This is a genomic window from Azospira sp. I09, assembly GCF_009177135.1.
In the GTDB taxonomy this organism is placed as follows: domain Bacteria; phylum Pseudomonadota; class Gammaproteobacteria; order Burkholderiales; family Rhodocyclaceae; genus Azospira; species Azospira oryzae.
In genome coordinates this window covers 1,052,550-1,068,732 of record NZ_AP021844.1, presented here as the reverse complement: position 1 = coordinate 1,068,732, position 16,183 = coordinate 1,052,550, and the positions used below count along the sequence as shown (strand labels likewise).

At 65.6% G+C, this 16,183-nt stretch carries 14 protein-coding genes; 6 read left to right on the top strand and 8 right to left on the bottom strand.

The features are described 5' to 3' along the window. Positions 1–9: 9 nt before the first annotated feature. The 5 genes from AZSP09_RS04925 to AZSP09_RS04910 all read left to right on the top strand — a co-directional run bounded on the left by AZSP09_RS04925 (position 10) and on the right by AZSP09_RS04910 (position 5,014). The gene (locus AZSP09_RS04925; RefSeq protein WP_152089362.1) at positions 10–2,535 is read left to right on the top strand and encodes a Lon protease family protein; all 2,526 of its coding nucleotides are present in this window, start codon (positions 10–12) and stop codon (positions 2,533–2,535) included. A 4-nt stretch (positions 2,536–2,539) separates the two neighbouring features. Then, complete coding sequence (locus tag AZSP09_RS04920; protein ID WP_014237281.1) at positions 2,540–3,016, top strand: YbaN family protein; 477 nt, start codon at positions 2,540–2,542, stop codon at positions 3,014–3,016. A gap of 180 nt (positions 3,017–3,196) precedes the next feature. Next, a complete protein-coding gene (locus AZSP09_RS19900; RefSeq protein WP_172974696.1) occupies positions 3,197–3,346 on the top strand; it encodes a hypothetical protein in 150 nt (49 codons plus the stop codon). Between the two features lie 228 nt (positions 3,347–3,574). Beyond that, positions 3,575–4,459 carry a helix-turn-helix domain-containing protein gene (locus tag AZSP09_RS04915; protein ID WP_152089361.1) on the top strand — a complete coding sequence of 295 codons (885 nt, stop codon included), beginning with the start codon at positions 3,575–3,577 and terminating at the stop codon, positions 4,457–4,459. A gap of 51 nt (positions 4,460–4,510) precedes the next feature. Continuing rightward, positions 4,511–5,014 (top strand): NuoB/complex I 20 kDa subunit family protein, encoded by a 504-nt coding sequence (locus AZSP09_RS04910; RefSeq protein WP_232058880.1) that lies wholly within the window; start codon positions 4,511–4,513, stop codon positions 5,012–5,014. 75 nt (positions 5,015–5,089) lie between these two features. On the opposite strand, the gene adhP is transcribed toward AZSP09_RS04910, so the two are convergent. Both adhP and AZSP09_RS04900 read right to left on the bottom strand, forming a co-directional pair. Then, positions 5,090–6,112 (bottom strand): alcohol dehydrogenase AdhP, encoded by a 1,023-nt coding sequence (adhP, locus tag AZSP09_RS04905; protein ID WP_152089359.1) that lies wholly within the window; start codon positions 6,110–6,112, stop codon positions 5,090–5,092. 70 nt (positions 6,113–6,182) lie between these two features. After that, complete coding sequence (locus tag AZSP09_RS04900) at positions 6,183–7,058, bottom strand: LysR substrate-binding domain-containing protein (protein ID WP_152089358.1); 876 nt, start codon at positions 7,056–7,058, stop codon at positions 6,183–6,185. Positions 7,059–7,153: 95 nt separating this feature from the next. Here AZSP09_RS04900 and AZSP09_RS04895 point away from each other — a divergent pair, with 95 nt between their 5' ends. Beyond that, positions 7,154–8,188, top strand: a complete 1,035-nt coding sequence (locus AZSP09_RS04895; protein ID WP_152089357.1) for a YeiH family protein — start codon at positions 7,154–7,156, stop codon at positions 8,186–8,188. Here the strand turns inward: AZSP09_RS04895 and AZSP09_RS04890 are convergent. From AZSP09_RS04890 to katG, 6 genes are all read right to left on the bottom strand, one after another. Continuing rightward, positions 8,108–9,382, bottom strand: coding sequence for an MFS transporter (locus AZSP09_RS04890; protein ID WP_152089356.1), 1,275 nt, complete (start codon positions 9,380–9,382; stop codon positions 8,108–8,110). The two genes, AZSP09_RS04895 and AZSP09_RS04890, sit on opposite strands and share 81 nt — an antisense overlap. A 313-nt stretch (positions 9,383–9,695) precedes the next feature. Further along, a complete protein-coding gene (locus tag AZSP09_RS04885; protein ID WP_152089232.1) occupies positions 9,696–10,709 on the bottom strand; it encodes an IS110 family transposase in 1,014 nt (337 codons plus the stop codon). Between the two features lie 266 nt (positions 10,710–10,975). Further along, positions 10,976–11,455: a hypothetical protein gene (locus tag AZSP09_RS04880; RefSeq protein ID WP_130458339.1), complete on the bottom strand. Its 480-nt coding sequence runs from the start codon at positions 11,453–11,455 to the stop codon at positions 10,976–10,978. A gap of 142 nt (positions 11,456–11,597) precedes the next feature. Further along, positions 11,598–12,116 carry a hypothetical protein gene (locus AZSP09_RS04875; protein ID WP_130458340.1) on the bottom strand — a complete coding sequence of 173 codons (519 nt, stop codon included), beginning with the start codon at positions 12,114–12,116 and terminating at the stop codon, positions 11,598–11,600. Between the two features lie 290 nt (positions 12,117–12,406). Continuing rightward, positions 12,407–13,420 carry an IS110 family transposase gene (locus AZSP09_RS04870; RefSeq protein WP_152089232.1) on the bottom strand — a complete coding sequence of 338 codons (1,014 nt, stop codon included), beginning with the start codon at positions 13,418–13,420 and terminating at the stop codon, positions 12,407–12,409. A gap of 384 nt (positions 13,421–13,804) precedes the next feature. Beyond that, on the bottom strand, positions 13,805–15,985 hold the full coding sequence (gene katG, locus AZSP09_RS04865; protein WP_152089355.1) for a catalase/peroxidase HPI: 2,181 nt from the start codon (positions 15,983–15,985) through the stop codon (positions 13,805–13,807). Between the last annotated feature and the right edge of the window lie 198 nt (positions 15,986–16,183).

The window sequence follows — 16,183 nt, the reverse complement described above, 5'->3', positions numbered from 1 at the left end:
AAGAAGAACATGACCGATTTTCGCCAACATCCCTGCCGCCTGCCTCCGGAGCGCCTGTTCACGCCCTGTCCCGAGAGCCTGCTGGAATTCGCCACCACCGCCGAACTGGACGATCTGGCCGAGGAATTCGCCCACCCCCGGGCGGTGGAGGCCTTGAGCTTCGGTCTCGACATTCCCCGCCACGGCTACAACCTGTTCGTCCTCGGCGAGCCGGGCAGCGGCCGCCACGCCCTGGTGCATCGGGTGCTGGACACCCAGTTCCGCCATCGCGGCAACGGCGATGCCGCCTGGGACTGGTGCTATGTGCACAACTTCCAGGAGCCGACCCGGCCGCGCCTGCTGAGGCTGCCCGCTGGCCGCGGCAGCAAGCTGCGGGAGGACATGCAGAACTTCGTCTCGGGCCTGGCCCCGGCCCTCACCGCAGCCTTCGAGAGCGACGACTACCGGCGCCGCCTCAATGCCCTGGAAAGCGAGGCCAAGAAGCGGGAGGACACGGCCCTGCGTACTCTTGGCCGGGAGGCCATGAGCAAGGGCGTGGCCCTGCTGTCCACCGAGGAAGGCTTCACTTTCGTTCCCGCCAAGAGCGAGGACGAGACCATGAGCGAGGAGGAGTACGACGCCCTGCCCAAGGAGCGCCAGGAGGAGCTGGACGCCATCATCGAATCCTACGAGCCGCGCCTGCAGGACCTGGTCAGCCAGTTCCCCCGCTGGCAGCGGGAGCTGCAGGCCAAGGTCAAGGACATCTCCCGGGAGGCCCTGCGCCTGGCTGTGGGCCACGAGATCGAAGAACTCAAGCCCGCCTATGCCGACCTCGCGGAGGTGAGCGCCTTCCTCGACGCGGTGCTGCACGACGTGGTGGAAACCGGCGACAACCTGCGGGAATCCCAGAAGGGCGAGGGGGAGATGGAAACCCTGCTCTTCTCCGGCAGCATTTCCCTGCAGCGCTACCTGGTCAATCTGCTGGTGGACAACAGCGGCACCAGCGGCCGGCCGGTGGTGTGCGAGAGCCTGCCCACCTTCCAGAACCTGCTGGGCCGGGTGGAACACACCGCCCACATGGGCATGTGGGTTTCCAACTTCACCCTGATCCGGGCCGGCGCCCTGCACCGGGCCAATGGCGGCGCCCTGGTGCTGGATGCGGGCAAGCTGCTGACCCAGCCCTACGCCTGGGAAGGACTCAAGCGGGCCCTGCAGGCCGAGCGCCTGCGCCTGGAATCGCCGGAGGACCTCTTCGGCCTGCAGAGCACCCAGCAGCTCGAGCCGGAGCCCATGCCCCTGGACGTGAAGGTGGTGCTGGTGGGCGATCGCAACACCTACTACCTGCTCTCGGAAATGGACCCGGAATTTGGCGCCCTGTTCAAGGTGGCGGCGGACCTGGAAAACGACGTGGTGCGGGGTCCGGAGAATGCGCTGCTCTACGCCCGCCTGCTGGCCACCCTGGCCCGCCGCGACCAGTTGCGGGCCCTGACCCGGGCTGCCACGGCCTGGACCATCGAACGGGCGGCCCGCCTGGCCGAGGATTCGCGCAAGCTCACCACCCGCACCCGGGTGCTGGCCGACCTGCTGCGGGAGGCGGACTGGATGGCGGAGAAGGACGGCGCCCCCGACATCGACCGCCAGCATCTGGAGCGGGCCCTGGCGGCCCAGGTGCGGCGCGCCGACCGGGTACGGGAGCGGCAGCAGGAGGCCATCCTCAACGGCGAATTCATGATCGCCACCGAGGGTATGGAAATCGGGCAGATCAACGGCCTTGCCGCCATCGACATGGGCGAGCTGACCTTTGCCCACCCCATGCGGGTCACTGCCGCGGTGCGCATGGGCGACGGCGACGTCATGGACATTGAACGGGAGACGGAACTGGGCGGCCCCCTGCACAGCAAGGGCATGCTCATCCTCTCCGGCTTCCTCTCCAACCGCTTCGGCCGCCTGGTGCCCCTCTCGGTCAATGCCAGCCTGGTCTTCGAGCAGTCCTACGGCGAGGTGGACGGGGACAGCGCCTCCCTGGCCGAGCTGTGCGCCCTGCTGTCGGCCATCGGCATGCTGCCCCTGCACCAGTCCCTGGCCATGACCGGCTCCCTCAACCAGCTGGGCCAGGTCCAGCCCATCGGCGCCGTCAATGAAAAGATCGAAGGCTTCTTCGACATCTGCCAGGCCCGGGGCCTGACCGGCAAGCAGGGGGTGATCATTCCCGCCGCCAACGTCTCCCACCTCATGCTGCGGGCCGACGTGGTGGCGGCGGTGCGCCGCGGCGACTTCCACGTCTTCGCCGTGCGCCATGTGGATGAGGCCATGGCCCTGCTCACCGGCCTGCCGGCGGGAACTCCCGATGCCAAGGGTGAGGTGGCCCCGGGCAGCGTCAGCGGCAAGGTGGCCACCCAGCTCATGGAACTGGCCCAGCAGCGCCACGGGCCGCCGGAAAAGCCCAAGGCCCCGCGCAGGAGCAAGGCCAAGGAAAGCCCGGCCAAGCCCAAGCCGGGCAAGGAACCGGTGGAAGACGTGGCCGGCCACGGGGAGCGCGGGGCAGGGGAGGCCTGAGCCCATGGGCGATCCGGGGCAGGGGATGGAGCCCCTGGCGGCAGAGGGTGCGGTTACCCCGGCGGAACTGCAGGCCGCCGCCGAGGTGGTGGAACATGCCTCGCCCCTGGTGCGGGGCCTGCTCATCGCCGCCGGCAGCCTGTGCGTCGTGCTGGGGGTGGTGGGCCTGTTCCTGCCCCTGCTGCCGACCACGCCCTTCATGCTGCTGGCCGCCGCCTGCTACGCCCGGGCGTCCCTGCGTTTCTACCGCTGGCTCACCGGCCATCGCCTGTTCGGCCCGCCCATCCTGGAATGGCGGCGGCACCGGGCCATTCCCTACCGGGCCAAGCGGGCCGGAGTGCTGCTGATGGCCCTGACCTTTTCCACCTCCATCCTGCTGGTGGTGAAAAATCCCTGGGCCCAGGCCGGCCTGGCCGCGTTCGGCCTTTTCATGTGCCTGTGGCTGTGGCGCCTTCCCTCCCGGGACCGGCCGGGGGCCTGAGCGCCGTGGGCCGCCAGGGCCGGTGGATCGTGCTTTCCCTCCTTCAGGGGGCGTGGGCAGGCCCACAGGCCGGCGATGCAGGCCGGCTATAAGGACTATTTCCCGATTCAATTGGCTTGCGCCGCCGCCCCTTGCTAAGGTGGATTCACGTTTGATGCCACCACCGTGAAGGAGCCAGCCATGACCCGGATGATCGAAGAAGCCCGTTGCATCTTCACCCGGCTGTGGGCCGATGCGGTGTGGGGGAACCGGCCGGCCGCCCTCTCGTTCCGCCCCGCCAGACCGCGCCACGCCGTGCGGCCCATGCCCCACCCCCAGCCGGCCCCCTGAGGCCGTCCCCGCGGCCCTACGGCCCATTGCACCGCCAGAAGCCGCGCCAGATAAGCCTCTCCAGGTGGTGCCGTGGGGTGGCCGGCAAGGTGGCCATGCCTGGAGGCGGTGCCGCTGACAGGCACGGCCGGGGCCGGTCCCGGCCGGCTATTCCCGGTGCCACTTTTTTCATCGGCCGGCGGCTGCGCTAGACTGGCGGGCAATTCTCTTTGCATGAAGGTTCGGCCCATGGTTATGCCCCTGGTGGTGGCGCCCCATCCGGAACTGGCTCCCTGGATCTACCACATCCTGGTGATGCCCCTGGACGGCTGTCTCTCCCGTCTGCCCTCGGCCCTCAGCCCCGGCCTGCTGCTGTTCGCCCGGGGCGGTGCGGCGCAGCCCCTGGCCGACGGCAGCTGCCGGGCCGTGCCCCGTGCCAGCCTGACGGGGCCCTATCTGGGCCCCCGGGAGTCCCGGGCGGCGCCGGGCAGCGTCTTCCTTTCCGTCATGTTCCGCCCCGGCGTCATGGCCGAAGCCCTGGGGCCCGGCGTCGGCGAGCTGCGGGACCGCATCGTGCCCCTGGATGAAGTGCTGCCGCCCCTGCTGGTGCGACAGATGCTGGAAACGGTGGATGCCAGCGACTCCCCGGCCGACTGGGTCGCGGCGGTGCAGGGCCTGCTGCGCCGCTGCCTGCGTCCGCGGCGCGACCCGGCGCGGCTGGCCGACCTGCTGGGCGCCTCCACCCACCTGTTTTCCCCCGCCGGCCAGATCGCCGCCAATCTGGGCATCGGCCTGCGCCAGCTGGAACGGCGAGTGGCCCACGGTTACGGCGCCAATCTGCGGGAGCTGCGGCGGGTGGCCCGCTTCGGCTTCTCTCTGGCCCGTCTCCAGGCCCAGCCGCCACGGCGGGGCGAATTGACCCGCATCGCCCAGGACTTCGGCTACTACGACCAGGCCCATATGGACCGGGATTACCGGGACATGGTCGGCGCCTCCCCCGGGGAGCTGCTGCGCGCCGTCGCCGATGGGGCTCCCGGATACTGGTGGTATCGCCTCGGGCAGCGGGACTTCCGCGACCTCTTCCTGCCCGACGATGTCGACTCCGTACAAGCCGGACTCTTTTCTCCCGCCTAGACTGGCCACCGTTTCCCTTGTCTGGAGAAGACGGTGCAACACGCTCCCACCCTGTACGGCGACGGCTATCTGCTGACCCAGGTCGACACCCTGACCGAAGCGGTGCGCAGCAACAGCCTCTGGTATCTCAGTTTCGGCCTGGCCTGCTGCGCCGTGGAAATGATCCACGCCGCCACCTCCCGCTACGACATGGACCGCTTCGGCATGATGCCCCGGGCCAGCCCGCGCCAGGCGGACCTGATGATCGTCGCCGGCACCGTCACCAACAAGATGGCCCCGGCTCTGCGCAAGCTCTATGACCAGATGGCCGAGCCCCGCTACGTCATCTCCATGGGCTCCTGCGCCAACGGCGGCGGCTTCTACCACTACTCCTACTCCGTGGTGCGGGGCTGCGACCGCATCATCCCGGTGGACATCTACATCCCCGGCTGCCCGCCCACCGCCGAGGCCCTGCTCTACGGCCTGACCCAGCTGCAGAACCTGGTGCAGCGGCGCAAGCGCCTCATCCACCGGGCCGAGGAGGCGCGGGCGGCGGAGGCAACGAAAGGCGCCTAGGGCGGCCCGGGCGGTCATGAAAAAGGCCGGCTCCGGGGAGCCGGCCTGGCAGCCGTTGCCCTGGTACTGGCGCGGCTAGATGTTGAGCACGATGCGGCCGTCGATGTGGCCGGCCTTCATGCGGCCGAAGATGTCGTTGATGTTCTCGATCCGGTCGGTGCTGTAGTGGGTCTTCACCTTGCCCTCGCCGGCAAAGGCCAGGGCTTCTTCCAGGTCCTTGCGGGTGCCGACGATGGAGCCGCGCACGGTCTTGGCGTTGAGCACCACGTCGAAAATGGGCAGGCCGAAGTCGCCGGGGGGCAGGCCCACCAGGGACATTGTGCCGCGCTTGTGCAGCATGCCCAGGGCCTGGCTGAAGGCACTGCGGGAGACGGCGGTGACCAGGATGCCGTGGGCGCCCTTGATCTGCTTCTGGATTTCCGCCACCGGGTCCACCTGGGCGGCGTTGAGGGTGACGTCGGCGCCCAGGGTCTTGGCCAGGGCCAGCTTTTCGTCCGCCACATCGACGGCGATGACGTGGAAGCCCATGGCCTTGGCGTACTGCACCGCCATGTGGCCGAGGCCGCCGATGCCGGAGATGGCGACCCAATCGCCGGGCTTGCATTCGAGCACCTTGAGCCCCTTGTACACCGTGACGCCGGCGCACAGCACCGGGGCGGCGGGGGCGAATTCCAGGGTGTCGGGCAGCTTGCCGACATAGCCCGGATCGGCCAGCACGTATTCGGCATAGCCGCCGTTCACCGTGTAGCCGGTCATCTGCTGGGAATCGCAGAGGGTTTCCCAGCCGGTGATGCAGTGTTCGCAATGGCCGCAGGCAGTGTGCAGCCAGGGGACGCCGACCCGGTCCCCTTCCTTGACGTGGGTGACGCCGGTGCCGACGGCGGCCACGTAGCCGACGCCCTCATGGCCGGGAATGAAGGGCAGGGAAGGCTTCACCGGCCAGTCGCCGTCGGCGGCGTGGAGGTCGGTGTGGCAGACCCCGGAGGCCACCACCTTGACCAGCACCTGCCCGGGCGGCACCTCGGGCACGGGCACTTCCTCGATTACCAGGGGCTTGCCGAATTCGTGGACGACGGCGGCTTTCATCATCTGGGCCATGACGCTTCTCCTCAATGGATGGACGATGTCTCCATCATAGGCCTTGGCGCCGCCGGTTTTCTGATGCGGGTCAAATCTCGATGCCGCACAGGGCCAGCACCGCCAGGAGCCCGGGACTCAGGTGCCGCTCGGCATGGACCAGCACCTGCAGGTCCCGCTCCAGGTTGAGGAAAGGGGCCGCCACCGGGGCCAGCCAGCCGGCCTGGAAGGCATCCTCCAGCTCCAGGCGGGAAAGGCAGCCCAGGCCCAGGCCGGCCCGCACGCACTGGCGGATGGCCTCCGGCTGTTCCAGTTCCAGGGCCACCCGGGGCGTCAGGGTGGCGTTGGCCAGGGCCCGGTCGAACACCTCCCGGGTGCCCGAGCCCCGCTCCCGCAGCACCCAGCCGGCCCCGGCCAGGTCCGCCGGCGTGGCGGTGCCGCCGGCCAGGGGATGGCCCGCCGGGGCAAAGACCTGGAGCCGGTCCGGGCGCCAGGAAAAGCGCCGCAGGCGGGGCTCCTGCACCGGCCCTTCGACGAAGCCCAGGTCGATGCGGAAGGCCAGCAGGTCGGCCCGTACCTGTTCCGTGTTGTGCAGGGAGAGGCGCACCCGGCCCTGGGGATGGCGCCGCTGCAGTTCCGCCACCAGGGGCGGCAGCAGGTGGTTGCCGATGGTCAGGCTGGCCCCCAGGTGCAGGTCGAAGGCGGCGGACCCGGCGGCACCGGCCTCGATCTCCCGCACCTGATCCAGCACCTGCTGGGCCCGGGGCAGCAGCTGCCGGCCCGCCTCGTTGAGCAGCAGCTGGCGTCCCACCCGGTCGAAGAGCTGCACCGAGAGCTGCCGCTCCAGGTCCGCCAGGGCCATGCTGGCGGCGGACTGGGTCAGGGCCACCGCCTCGGCGGCCCGGGTGACGTGACCGTGGCTGGCCACGGCGGCGAAGACTTCCAGTTGGCGCAGGGTGATTTTCATCGGCTTGGCTGATGTGTTGAATAAGAATTATCGGTTTTACCTATTGTATGAGCGGAGGCTAATGTTCGCCAGGTTCGTTTTCGTGAAAGAAACCCATGGCAAACCTGCGGCAGTGGAGACAGTGGATTCCCGGCCTGGCCCTGGCGGCCGCCATCAGCGTGGCGGCCCTGGGACTGGCCCAGGGCGCCGGCCTGGTGCGCTACGGCGCCAGTTCCCTGACCCTGGCCATCCTCATCGGTGCCGTGCTTGGCAACGGCTGGCCGGCCCTGGCCCAGGGTGCCCGCCGCGCCGGCCTGGGGCTGGCCCAGCGCAACCTGCTGCGGGCCGGGGTGGCCCTCTACGGCTTCAACCTTTCCTGGCAGCAGATCGTCGCCGTGGGCAGTGCCGGCCTGCTGGCGGACGTGTTGCTGGTGGCTTCCACTCTGGCCCTGGGCTGTTTCATCGGCATCCGCCTGCTCGGCCTGGACCGGGAGACGGCCCTGCTCACCGCCGCCGGCAGCGCCATCTGCGGCGCCGCGGCGGTGGTGGCGACGGTGCCCGTGCTGCGCCTGGACGAAGCCCGCACGGCGGAAAAGACGGCGGTGGCGGTGGGCACGGTGGTGCTCTTCGGCACCCTGGCCATGGGCCTCTATCCCCTGCTGTATGCCTGGATCGGCCCCCAGCATCTGGACTTCGGCCGCTACGTCGGCTCCACCGTGCATGAAGTGGCCCAAGTGGTGGCCATCGGCGATGCCCTGGGGCCGGAGGTGGCCCGTGGCGCGGTGGTGGTGAAGATGATCCGGGTGCTGTTGCTGGTGCCCTTCCTGCTCCTGCTCGGCGCCTATCTGGCGCGGCGGGGCGGGGCCGAGGCGGAGGGTGCTTCCTGTCGCAGCCCGGTGGCGGTGCCCTGGTTTGCCGTGGCCTTCATTCTGCTGGCCGGGGTCAATTCCCTGCAACTGCTGCCCGAAGGGGGGGTGGCGGCCCTGCGCCAGTGCGGCATGGTGCTGCTGACGGCTGCCATGGCTGCCCTGGGCCTGGAGACCACCCTGGCCCGCATGGGCCGGGCCGGCCTACGGCCGCTGCTGCTGGGCGCCGCCCTCTTTGTCCATCTGGTGCTCGGCGGCGGCCTGCTCAACTGGCTCCTGGGCTGAGGCGGCCCGGGTCAGGCGGCGGTATACCAGCCCCGCCGCCAGGGTCAGCAGGCCGCAGGCCGCCAGGGTGGGGCGGATGCCCACCTGATGGGCGACGCTGCCGACGATGAAGCTGCCCAGGGGCGCGATGCCGAGGAAGGCCATGGAGAAGATGGCCATGACCCGGCCCCGGTAGGCGTTGTTCACCCGGGTCTGGATCAGGGTGTTGCTGCCGGCGATGGTGATGATGACGCAAAAGCCGATGCTCATGATGATGGGGTAGGCCACCTGCTGGGAGGGGCTGAGAGCGAAGCAGGTGAGGGCGGCTCCCACTGCCGGGGCGGCCAGGGCCACCTTGCCCTCCAGGCCGCCCGTATCGCGGCGGCTGGCGAGGAAGAAGCTGGCCACCAGGGAACCGGCGCCGGCGCAGCCCATGAGCAGGCCGAAGGTGCCCGCATCGCCGCCGAAAATCTCCCTGGCGAAGAGGGGCATCATCACCGCATAGGGCGTGGCCAGGAAGCTGATGCAGGAGACCAGCAGCAGGGAGCGCCGGATCGGGCCATGCCCGCGCACATAGCGGATGCCTTCCTTCAGCGCATCCAGGGCCGGCGCCGGCCGACTGGGGCCCTGGGCCGGCAGGCGGATGGCCGAGAGAGCCAGCAGCACCGCCAGGTAGGAAAGGGCATTGAGCAGGAAGCACACCGCCTCCCCCATCAGCACCACCAGATACCCCGCCAGGGCCGGGCCGACGAAGCGGGCTGCGTTCATGAGGAAGGAATTGAGGGCGATGGCGTTGGGCAGATCCTCCTTGTCGTCCACCAGCTGCACCGCGATGGCCTGCCGCGCCGGCACGTCCAGGGCATTGATGCAGCCCAGGCAGAGGGCCATGAAAATCAGCAGCCCCGGCGTGATCCACTCCATCCAGGCCAGCACCGCCAGCACCAGGGCCTGCACCATGGAAAGGCTCTGGCTCAGCAGAAGCAGGCGCCGCCGGTCCACCCGGTCGCTCCACACCCCGGCGAAGGCGGAGAAAAAGAGGATGGGAATCTGGCTGGCAAAGCCCACGCTGCCCAGCACGAAAGCCGAATTGGAAAGCCGGTAGGCCAGCCAGGCCATGGCGATCTGCTGCATCCAGGTTCCCGCCAGGGAGATCAGCTGGCCGACGAAATAGAGCCGGTAATTGCGGGAATTGAGGGCGCGGAGAAAGGCAGGCATGGCGGGGCGTCAGGAGAGCGTGCCCGACATGCTAACGAAAATCTATGGACTCCCCCGATTTGCAAGTAAGAAACAAGTGGTTGGTTCTTTGGTAACAGCCTGCAGGAATCTATCCGGCCTACTTTGATACCCGTCGGTATCGGCCCTGATGACATTCGCTCCGTGGAAGCCTCATTAGTAGAGCGGCCTGGATGCGGCCAAACACGTTATCAGGCTGGTTCCACGTCGGTCTGCACCGTTGTCCCATCAACTCATTTCGCTCGCAATCTTCAGGCGGGAATCGTTCTGATCAATCGGTGGATCAAAGCAAGCCTTAGCTTGCCACCTGGTATTCAGTACCACGGGATAGCATTGCCCAAATGATACGTGCATTTTTGGCAGCCAGTGCAACCGCGGCCACGTTCGTACAACTGCGCTCTTTGAGGGCTTCTGCCCAGACGCTCTTTCGATCCGTTCTGCCTGTCGTCAGTCGCAATACCGAGCGGGTACCGTGTATCAGCAAGGTGCGCAGGGTGACATCGCCCCGTTTGCTGATGGAACCGAGTTTCGTCTTGCCGCCGCTGGAATTTTGCCGGGGCGTCAGCCCCAGCCAGGCGGCAAACTGTCGGCCACTCTTGAAGGTGCTGGCATTGCCGACGCTGGCGACCAGCGCGGTCGCAGTCACCGGGCCCACGCCCTCAATGGCCATCAGCCGACGCGCCGGTTCGCAAGCCTTGGCCAAGGCCGATATCTTGCGATCGTAAGCCAGAATTCTTTCGTCGAGTGTGCGTAGGCGGTCGTGCAGGTCGCCAATGGTTTCCCGGGCCAGGGGTGGCAGTTGACGACCACCGGCGCCAATCTCGCCCAGCAGTCGCCGTGCCTGGGCGATACCTTGTCCGATCACAATCCCGAATTCACCCAATAGCCCACGCACTTGATTGACCAGCGCGGTTCGCTCAGAGACAGTCAGGGCTCGAACCCGATGGACGGCGAGCACCGCTTGGGCCTCTTCCGACTTGACCGGTACAAAGCGCATGTTCGGCCGACCTACGGCTTCACAGATTGCTTCGGCATCGTTGGCGTCGTTCTTGCCACTCTTGCGGTAGGGAGATACGAACTGGGCGGCCATCAGACGGGCATCGTGGCCCTGTTTGATCAATTCACGCGCCCAGTAATGGGCCCCCGCACAGGCCTCGATGCCAATCAGGCTGGCCGGCGTATTGGCAAAAAAGGCGAGAACTTCTCCGCGGGAAAGCGTCTTCTTGAGCACTGTCTTGCCCTGCATATCCACGCCATGGACCTGGAAAACTGTCTTGGCGATATCCAGACCAACGCGAGCAACCTTCATGGCACACCTCCTTCACGAGCTCACAGCACTTTGGCTGCAATGCCTTCAGTGTCCCGCTGGGCGGGTGGGGGAGTCCATTTCATTAGGGGAGATGGAGGTTGTGACGAATGGTAAAGCGGGGGCTAACTGCCTTAGGCAGAACTGGTAAGTTTGGATCGGCGGGGAGCTTGAAATGTAGAGCTAACGTTTGACATGAGGGGCGGCCGACAGCAGGCAAAGCCTGATGTTGGACGTCCCCTCGATGGAAGGGTTAGGCGTCGCCTTGTTCACAGCTCGAACGGCGGCAAATTGGGGTTGAGCTGCCGATCCATGGCATGCACCATTTGGCGAAAACCCCGTGAGTCAGCTAGAAACGTGGACAAGAAACCTGCGGAGTGCGCACACGCGTTGAACAGCACCACCGTATCAGACTCCTTCTTGACCTCTTCAACTCTTTCAAAGCCCGCCGCCTCGCGGAAGTAGACATCTTTGACCTTTGCTAGCCTCTTGCTGCGCTCAGGCGAATTCAATTTGTGCGCCAGGTTGTTGCGGAGGGCGTTGATTGCAAAAACCAGCTCCCACTCCCCAAGAGTGTTCTTACGAAGGCAAAGTGCCCGAGCGATGTGGGCCTTTTGAGCGAAGGTGAGGCGTGCCTCCTCGAGATGCTCTCGATGGAAGACGTACTGATCCAGTACAGCCGACAGACCCTCCTCGATAAGCAGGTGGCCTTTGAGCAGGACATGGGCCATCTCGTCGACGGTCTCCATCTCTGTTCGGAAACGCTCAATGGAAGCAAGAAGGTCGGGGTGCATCGCGTAGAGAGTATTTTGTGACGCCTAACGTTTGAATTCACCGGACTGCGCGGCTTTTCGCGCAGGTCCGGTGGAGTGATGGGTTGGGCCGCGCGCGTCAATCACCCAAGACGCTCCTGATGAACTCAACTTCCTTCAAGCGGAATGTTGAATAGATGAAGCCTTTAGTGTGCTCGTCGTAGACGCGCGAGAAATTGCCGGCCTCAGTGTAGGGTGCGCTGTACTGAACGAGCTTCTCAATGCAGTCGGCGGCACAGTTGCAATCTAGGCCACCAAAAGGAGACATGGCGTCTGGGCTGAACGCAAAGGAAACTTGTCCGGCCGGTGCAGAAAGCTCGCATTGCCGAATGAGCGGATCGTTGAGCGGCAAAGACGATAGCACCGGCGCGTGAATGCTTCCGCATCTTCGAACACCAACGAAATGGCCCGGAATGGGGTTCGATGTCATTCGATCGAGCAATGACCGAAGCTCACCGGCGGACACAGTCTTTTCACCCCGCTTAAGCGCCAAGGCTCCAGCTAGAAAGGGCAAGGTAATGCCGGTGTTTCCCATTCGTTGTTCCAGCCACTGACGCATAAGCATCAGCCAATCAGGCAGGGAGGCGGTTGTGGTCATTGCGAGGCCCAACGTGAATCTATGGACTCCCCCGATTTGCAAGTAAGAAACAAGTGGTTGGTTCTTTGGTAACAGCCTGCAGGAATCTATCCGGCCTACTTTGATACCCGTCGGTATCGGCCCTGATGACATTCGCTCCGTGGAAGCCTCATTAGTAGAGCGGCCTGGATGCGGCCAAACACGTTATCAGGCTGGTTCCACGTCGGTCTGCACCGTTGTCCCATCAACTCATTTCGCTCGCAATCTTCAGGCGGGAATCGTTCTGATCAATCGGTGGATCAAAGCAAGCCTTAGCTTGCCACCTGGTATTCAGTACCACGGGATAGCATTGCCCAAATGATACGTGCATTTTTGGCAGCCAGTGCAACCGCGGCCACGTTCGTACAACTGCGCTCTTTGAGGGCTTCTGCCCAGACGCTCTTTCGATCCGTTCTGCCTGTCGTCAGTCGCAATACCGAGCGGGTACCGTGTATCAGCAAGGTGCGCAGGGTGACATCGCCCCGTTTGCTGATGGAACCGAGTTTCGTCTTGCCGCCGCTGGAATTTTGCCGGGGCGTCAGCCCCAGCCAGGCGGCAAACTGTCGGCCACTCTTGAAGGTGCTGGCATTGCCGACGCTGGCGACCAGCGCGGTCGCAGTCACCGGGCCCACGCCCTCAATGGCCATCAGCCGACGCGCCGGTTCGCAAGCCTTGGCCAAGGCCGATATCTTGCGATCGTAAGCCAGAATTCTTTCGTCGAGTGTGCGTAGGCGGTCGTGCAGGTCGCCAATGGTTTCCCGGGCCAGGGGTGGCAGTTGACGACCACCGGCGCCAATCTCGCCCAGCAGTCGCCGTGCCTGGGCGATACCTTGTCCGATCACAATCCCGAATTCACCCAATAGCCCACGCACTTGATTGACCAGCGCGGTTCGCTCAGAGACAGTCAGGGCTCGAACCCGATGGACGGCGAGCACCGCTTGGGCCTCTTCCGACTTGACCGGTACAAAGCGCATGTTCGGCCGACCTACGGCTTCACAGATTGCTTCGGCATCGTTGGCGTCGTTCTTGCCACTCTTGCGGTAGGGAGATACGAACTGGGCGGCCATCAGACGGGCATCGTGGCCCTGTTTGATCAATTCACGCGCCCAGTAATGGGCCCCCGCACAGGCCTCGATGCCAATCAGGCTGGCCGGCGTATTGGCAAAAAAGGCGAGAACTTCTCCGCGGGAAAGCGTCTTCTTGAGCACTGTCTTGCCCTGCATATCCACGCCATGGACCTGGAAAACTGTCTTGGCGATATCCAGACCAACGCGAGCAACCTTCATGGCACACCTCCTTCACGAGCTCACAGCACTTTGGCTGCAATGCCTTCAGTGTCCCGCTGGGCGGGTGGGGGAGTCCATTTCATTAGTGGACGGCAAAACTGCCATATAAGCCGGTGGAACGCCGTATAAGCCGAAAAACACGGCAACCTGGGATGCTGACCGATGGAGGCTTCCGTTAACTCGTCGGCAATATTCGAGGGGATAGATGGCGGCCATACGCAACACTGATTCAATGTCGCGTTGATTTTGCCAGTCGTTCAGCTAAATGTCATGCGGGCAATTCTTGCAACCGCTTGCACATGAAAAAGGCCCGGGGCGATGCCGCCGGGCCTTGGGGTAGATGACCCACCGGCCACCCAGGCGGGCGGCGGCGGGGTTGGTGCCTTAGTTCAGATCGAAGCGGTCGGCGTTCATCACCTTGGTCCAGGCGGCGATGAAGTCGCGCACGAACTTTTCCTGGTTGTCGTCCTGGGCGTAGACCTCGGCGTAGGCGCGCAGGACCGAGTTGGAGCCGAAGACCAGGTCGGCCCGGGTGGCGGTGAACTTGGTGGCACCGCTGTGGCGATCGACGATGGCGTAGCTGTTGCGGCCCGTGGGTTTCCAGGTGTAGGCCATGTCGGTCAGATTGACGAAGAAGTCGTTGGAGAGCACGCCGACCCGCTCGGTGAACACGCCGTGCCGGCTGCCACCGTGGTTGGCGCCGAGGACGCGCAGGCCGCCCACCAACACGGTCATCTCGCTGGCGGTGAGGCGCAGCAGCTGAGCCTTGTCGAGCATCATTTCTTCCGGCGTCACCACGTAGTGGGTCTTCTGCCAGTTGCGGAAGCCGTCGGCCAGGGGTTCGAGCACTTCGAAGGATTCCACGTCGGTCATGCCCTGGGTGGCGTCGCCACGGCCCGGGGCGAAGGGCACTTCGACCGGGAAGCCGGCGGCCTTGGCGGCCTGCTCCACACCCACATTGCCGGCCAGGACGATGACGTCGGCGACGCTGGCGCCGGTCTCAGTGGCGATCTTTTCATAGACCGCCAGCACCTTGGCCAGGCGGGCCGGTTCGTTGCCTTCCCAGTCCTTCTGCGGCGCCAGGCGGATGCGGGCGCCGTTGGCGCCGCCCCGCTTGTCGGAGCCCCGGTAGGTGCGGGCGCTGTCCCAGGCGGTGGCCACCATTTCGCCGATGGAGAGGCCGGCGGCGGCGATCTTGGCCTTCACCGCGGCCACGTCGTAGTCCCGGCGGCCGGCGGGGATGGGGTCCTGCCAGATCAGGTCTTCCTGGGGCACGTCGGGGCCGAAGTAGCGGGCCTTGGGGCCCATGTCCCGGTGGGTCAGCTTGAACCAGGCCCGGGCGAAGGTCTCGGAGAAATAGGCCTGGTCGTCGCGGAAGCGCTCGGCGATCTTGCGGTATTCCGGGTCGAACTTGAGGGCCATGTCGGCGTCGGTCATCATCGGCTTGCAGCGGATGCTGGGATCTTCCACATCCACCGGCATGTCCTCTTCCTTGATGTTGATGGGCTCCCACTGGTGGGCGCCGGCGGGGGACTTCTGCAGCCACCAGTCGTAGCCGAGCAGCAGCTTGAAGTAGCCGTTGTCCCACTGGGTGGGGTTGGTGGTCCAGGCGCCTTCGATGCCGCTGGTCACGGTGTCGCGGCCAATGCCGCGGCTGGTGTGGTTGTTCCAGCCCAGGCCCTGTTCTTCCAGCTCGGCGCCTTCCGGGGCGGGGCCCAGGTTGGCGGCGCTGCCGTTGCCGTGGGCCTTGCCGACGGTGTGGCCGCCGGCGGTGAGGGCCACGGTTTCTTCATCGTTCATGGCCATGCGGGCAAAGGTGGTGCGCATGTCCCGGGCGGTCTTCAAGGGATCGGGCTTGCCGTCCACGCCTTCGGGATTCACATAGATGAGGCCCATCATCACGGCGGCCAGGGGGTTTTCCAGGTCCCGCTCGCCGGAATAGCGGCTGCCTTCGGCGCCGGTGGGGGCCAGCCATTCCTTCTCGGAACCCCAGTAGATGTCCTTTTCCGGATGCCAGATGTCTTCCCGGCCGAAGGCGAAACCGAAGGTCTTGAGACCCATGGATTCATAGGCCATGTTGCCGGCCAGGATCATCAGGTCGGCCCAGCTGATCTTGTTGCCGTACTTTTTCTTGATCGGCCACAGCAGGCGCCGGGCCTTGTCCAGGTTGGCGTTGTCGGGCCAGGAATTGAGGGGGGCGAAGCGCTGGTTGCCGGTGCCGGCGCCGCCCCGGCCGTCGGCGATGCGGTAGGTGCCGGCGGAGTGCCAGGCCATGCGGATCATGAGGCCGCCGTAGTGGCCCCAGTCGGCCGGCCACCAGGGCTGGCTGTCGGTCATGAGGGCCTTGAGGTCGTTCTTCAGGGCGGCCACGTCCAGTTTTTTCAGTTCTTCACGGTAGTTGAAGCCGGCACCCATGGGATTGGTCTTGGCATCGTGCTGGTGCAGGATGTCCAGGTTCAGGGCCTTGGGCCACCATTGCATGGTCTGGCTGCCGGCGGTGGTCTGGGCACCGTGCATGACCGGGCATTGGCCGGCGGGCTTGGTTTGATTCGTGTCGTTTGCCATTTTTTCCTCCTTGGGTGAACCGTTGATGATCGGATATGAGGCAGTCTAGTGAATCGGCTGTAATTATTAAAATTGATTAATCGAATATTCGAAATAGCCAATGGCTATGGTGAAGGAGGGCGGAAAAAAGCGACTGCCCGGGCCGACCTGTCCGGGCAGTATAGTCCGCCGCCCAAAAAGAAAACGGCCGCATCGCTG